Source organism: Schnuerera sp., assembly GCF_035459645.1.
Lineage (GTDB): Bacteria > Bacillota > Clostridia > Tissierellales > Tepidimicrobiaceae > Schnuerera.
Genome location: NZ_DATHXO010000332.1, coordinates 1 through 4,734, shown reverse-complemented (window position 1 = coordinate 4,734; position 4,734 = coordinate 1). Strand labels below are relative to the sequence as shown.

Annotated in this window: 9 protein-coding genes; all 9 read right to left on the bottom strand. The window is 34.8% G+C overall.

All coding sequences use genetic code 11. From position 1 onward, the window contains the following. Positions 1–72: 72 nt before the first annotated feature. A complete protein-coding gene (gene rpsC, locus VK998_RS07765; protein ID WP_325227352.1) occupies positions 73–753 on the bottom strand; it encodes a 30S ribosomal protein S3 in 681 nt (226 codons plus the stop codon). 17 nt (positions 754–770) lie between these two features. Continuing rightward, positions 771–1,106 carry a 50S ribosomal protein L22 gene (gene rplV, locus VK998_RS07760; protein WP_325227350.1) on the bottom strand — a complete coding sequence of 112 codons (336 nt, stop codon included), beginning with the start codon at positions 1,104–1,106 and terminating at the stop codon, positions 771–773. Positions 1,107–1,127: 21 nt separating this feature from the next. Then, a complete protein-coding gene (gene rpsS / locus VK998_RS07755) occupies positions 1,128–1,412 on the bottom strand; it encodes a 30S ribosomal protein S19 (protein ID WP_325227347.1) in 285 nt (94 codons plus the stop codon). Between the two features lie 31 nt (positions 1,413–1,443). Continuing rightward, complete coding sequence (gene rplB, locus VK998_RS07750; RefSeq protein WP_325227345.1) at positions 1,444–2,274, bottom strand: 50S ribosomal protein L2; 831 nt, start codon at positions 2,272–2,274, stop codon at positions 1,444–1,446. 29 nt (positions 2,275–2,303) lie between these two features. Then, a complete protein-coding gene (rplW, locus tag VK998_RS07745; RefSeq protein WP_325227341.1) occupies positions 2,304–2,594 on the bottom strand; it encodes a 50S ribosomal protein L23 in 291 nt (96 codons plus the stop codon). Further along, on the bottom strand, positions 2,594–3,217 hold the full coding sequence (gene rplD, locus VK998_RS07740; protein WP_325227339.1) for a 50S ribosomal protein L4: 624 nt from the start codon (positions 3,215–3,217) through the stop codon (positions 2,594–2,596). Before rplD ends, rplW begins: the two co-directional genes overlap by 1 nt. A 26-nt stretch (positions 3,218–3,243) precedes the next feature. Further along, entirely contained in the window at positions 3,244–3,873 is a 630-nt protein-coding gene (gene rplC / locus VK998_RS07735; protein WP_325227337.1) for a 50S ribosomal protein L3, read from the bottom strand. Positions 3,874–3,928: 55 nt separating this feature from the next. Next, positions 3,929–4,246, bottom strand: a complete 318-nt coding sequence (gene rpsJ, locus VK998_RS07730) for a 30S ribosomal protein S10 (protein ID WP_325227333.1) — start codon at positions 4,244–4,246, stop codon at positions 3,929–3,931. A 350-nt stretch (positions 4,247–4,596) separates the two neighbouring features. After that, positions 4,597–4,734: EF-Tu C-terminal domain-related protein (locus tag VK998_RS07725; RefSeq protein ID WP_475513930.1), on the bottom strand; the 138-nt coding region annotated here is incomplete at its 5' end.

Below are 4,734 nucleotides of genomic sequence, written 5' to 3'. Positions count from 1 at the left end.
TGAACTCTACGATATTTTACTCTTTTAGGCATTAACATTTTACCTTCCTCCTTCCTACAAGCTATTTATAAGCTACTTTGTTGAATCCTTCTTTTTCGTTTTATTTTCTTCATCTACTTTTTTAGTAGGAAGAATCTCTCCTTTGTATATCCACACTTTTACTCCTAATTTCCCATAGGTAGTATCTGCTTCTGCAAATCCATAATCTATATCTGCTCTCAAAGTTTGAAGAGGTATTGTTCCTTCACTATAACCTTCAGTTCTTGCCATATCCGCTCCACCAAGTCTCCCGGATATAGATGTTTTAATCCCTTGTGCACCCGATCTCATAGTTCTTTGGATTGCTTGCTTCATTGCTCTTCTAAAAGAAACCCTTCTTTCAAGTTGAGATGCAATGTTTTCTGATACTAATTGAGCGTCTAATTCTGTGACTTTTACTTCTTCCACATTTATAATTACTTTTTTATTGGTCATCTTTTCAATATCTTTTCTTAAAGCTTCAACACCAGAGCCACCTTTACCTATAACCATTCCTGGCTTAGCGGTATAAATTGAAATCTTTATTCTGTTGGCAGCTCTTTCAATTTCAATCTTTGAAATCCCGGCAATAAACAACTTTTTCTTAATATATTTTCGCATTTCGTAATCTTCAATTAATAATTCATCAAAATTCTTTTTATCAGCGTACCATTTAGAATCCCATTCTTTGATTACTCCAACTCTTAATCCATGTGGGTTAACCTTTTGACCCATTAACTATCCCTCCTTTTCTACTCTCTTTCTTTAACTACTACTCCTATATGACTGGTTCTTTTTAATATAGGATAAGCCATTCCTCTGGCTCTAGGCCTCCATCTTTTAAGTTGAGGGCCATCGTTGGCATAAGCTTCTTTCACATATAAATTATCTCTATCTAAATTGAAATTATTTTCCGCATTGGCAATAGCAGAAGTTAATACTTTTTCAAGTTCTCTTGCTCCTTTTTTAGGTGTAAACCTAAGAATAGTCAAAGCTTCATCTACTTGTTTGCCCCTAATTTCGTTACATATAAAATTTACCTTTAAGGGTGAAATCCGTATATATTTAGCTACAGCTCTAGCTTCCATCCTAATTCCCTCCTTTAATATCTATTTCAACGTTGTTGATTTTTCAGTCCTTTCACCATGTCCTCTAAACATTCTAGTAGGAACAAATTCACCCAATTTGTGCCCTACCATGTCTTCAGTGATATATATAGGTACATGTTTTCTTCCATCATGAACTGCTATAGTATGCCCTACCATTTGGGGAAATATGGTGGAACGACGGGACCAAGTCTTAATGACTTTTTTATCATTTTTTTTATTTAATTCTTCTACTTTTTTAAGAAGATGATCATCACAAAATGGACCTTTCTTTAAAGATCTACCCATTATTATTCCTCCTTTCAGGTAATGATATAAGCTATTTCTTTCTTCTTCTTACGATATATCTATTAGATTTTTTATTCTTAGCTCTTGTTTTGTATCCTAATGATGGTTTGCCCCATGGTGTTAATGGTGACGGCATACCAATAGGTGTTCTTCCTTCTCCACCACCATGTGGATGGTCTACAGGATTCATAGCACTACCTCTAACATGAGGTCTTCTACCTTTATGTCTACTTTTCCCAGCTTTTCCTATTGTTAAATTTTCATGCTCTACATTTCCTACTTGGCCGATAGTTGCACGGCAATCTAGTAATATAAGCCTAAACTCTCCTGATGGAAGTCTTAATTGAGCATATTTCCCTTCTTTTGCCATTAACTGAGCTTCAGAACCTGCAGATCTAGCAAGCTGACCACCTTTCCCAGGATTCAGTTCTACATTGTGAACAGTAGTACCTACCGGGATATTTCTAAGAGGTAAGGTATTGCCTACTTTAATGTCAGCATCTGCTCCAGATTCAATAACGTCGCCAACTTTCAACTTGTTTGGAGCAAGTATATATTTTTTTTCACCATCCACATAATGAATTAATGCAATATTTGCAGTTCTATTTGGATCATATTCTATTGCTGCAACTTTTCCGGGTATTCCATCTTTGTTCCTTTTAAAATCGATAACCCTATACTTTCTCTTAGCACCACCGCCTCTATGACGCATAGTTATTTTACCTTGAGAATTTCTTCCACCTTTTCTATTTAAACTAATAACCAAGGATTTCTCTGGTTCCTTCTTAGTAATCTCTTCAAATGTAGGAACGGTCATCTCACGAATCGCCGGGGAAGTTGCTTTGTATTTTTTAATACTCATTGTTGTTCCCTCCTTCTTTAAAAACTTTACTACATTCCTTCAAAGAACTCTATCGTTTTTGAATCTTCAGTTAAAGTTACTATCGCTTTTTTCCAACTTGATCTCCTACCAACATGAACTCCCATTCTCTTTTCTTTTCCTAATATGTTCATAGTGTTTACCTTTTCAACTTTAACATCGAATATTTTTTCTACGGCTTTTTTTATTTCTGACTTATTAGCCTTTCTATCTACTTTAAAAGTGTATTTTTTATAAGCCATATCGTTCATACTTTCCTCTGTGATTATAGGTTTAATAATGATATCATGTGGAATACGCATTATACAAACACCTCCTCCACTTTTCTTACTGCATCTTTAGTTATAATAAAGGAGTCATAATTTAAAATATCATAAACATTTAATGTGTTAACAAATGTAGTTTCCACATTTGGAATATTTCTTGCAGCTTTAATCACATTGATGTTTTTTTCATCCATTACTATTAACGCTTTTTTGCCAGCCTTTATATTCCCTAAGATTTTTATCATTTCTTTGGTTTTTGGTTCTTCTAAATTCAATTCTTCCAATACAACTAATTCATCGTTTAAAACTTTAGAAGATAAAGCCGATTTCATAGCCAATCTTTTTACTTTCTTAGGTACTTTATAGCTATAATCCCTTGGTTTTGGTGCAAATGCAACTCCACCGCCAACCCAGTGTGGTGCTCTTATGCTTCCTTGTCGTGCTCTTCCTGTACCTTTTTGTCTCCAAGGTTTTCTTCCACCACCTCTTACTTCAGCTCTTGTTTTAACTGATTGGGTTCCTTGTCTCTTGTTTGCAAGTTGATTTTTTACAACTTCATAAAGTACATGCTGGTTTACTTCAACGCCAAATATATCTTCTTTTAACTCTATTTCTCCCACTTGTTCACCTAATATATTGTAAACATTCACTTTAGGCATGCCAGATCCTCCTTTCTATCTGTTATTTATCTTTTAATAACGGATTCTTTTAATATTAAAAGTCCACCTTTTGCTCCTGGAACAGCACCTTTTACCAATAGAAGATTTCTGTCTACATCAACTCTAACTATCTCAAGGTTTTGTACTGTTACTCTTTCATTTCCCATTCTGCCACCCATTTTAGAGCCTTTAAATACTCTACCTGGATCTGCAGCTGCTGCTCTGGCACCTCCACCTCTATGGTATTTTGAACCATGGCTTTCAGGTCCTCTTGAGTAATTATGTCTCTTAATAGGTCCTTGAGTTCCTTTACCTTTCGATGTTCCTATAACGTCTATTTTATCCCCTACTTGGAATACATCCGTTTTTATCTCTTGCCCTATTTCAAATTCTTCAACATTTTCGACGATAAACTCTTTTACGTATCTTTTATACTCTACCTCTGCTTTATCGAAATGCCCTTTTAATGGCTTGTTAACTCTATTTTCCTTCTTTTCTTCAAAACCTACTTGAATTGCATTGTATCCATCATTTTCTATAGTTTTTTTCTGTATAACTTTTAAAGGTCCTGCTTCAACTACAGTTACTGGAATAACAGCACCATCTTCATCAAATACTTGAGTCATTCCTATCTTTTTACCTAATATATTTTTCATCTTTACACCTCCTATTATCCTACAGCGGATTACCTTTGGTAATCATTCTAAGAAATCATAGCTTAATCTCGATATCAACACCAGCTGGCAAGTTTAGCTTCATAAGTGAATCTACTGTTTTTTGATTTGGATTAAGGATATCGATTAGTCTTTTATGGGTTCTTTGCTCAAATTGTTCTCTTGAATCCTTATACTTATGGACGGCTCTCAAAATTGTAATAACTTCTTTGTCTGTTGGTAATGGTACTGGGCCTGATACGTTAGCACCAGTTCTTTTAGCAGTTTCTACTATTTTTTGAGCAGATGAATCCAATAGTTCATGGTCATAAGCCTTTAACCTAATCCTGATTTTTTGTTTACTGTTGTTTGACATTTAATTCCCTCCTTCTATCGCATGCTATTCTTTTACATGCGACATGGAATTGTCGATACACTCCTCCGGGTGTGTTGCAATGTTTTTTTATATAAATGGCCTCCGCCATATAAGACAATTCCTGTCGCCCGATTCCCAACCGGACATTCTCAACAAAAATTCCCTGCAATACGCAGCAACCTTTTGTATCATCGCAATGTCTAAAATTTTGTGGATTTTAAAACACTACTATAGTTTATAGTATATTTTAGAAAAACTCAAGTCTTTTTTTCGTACTTTTACTACTTTTTTTAATAGGACATGAAAAGAAGGGAGCTTATCCGTCCCCTTCTTTTCATAATATATATTATTTACCCAAGAACTTTAGTAACAACTCCAGCTCCAACAGTTCTACCACCTTCACGAATAGCAAATCTTAATCCTTCTTCCATAGCTATAGGAGTTATTAGTTCTATCGTAAACTTTGCATTATCTCCTGGCATTACCAT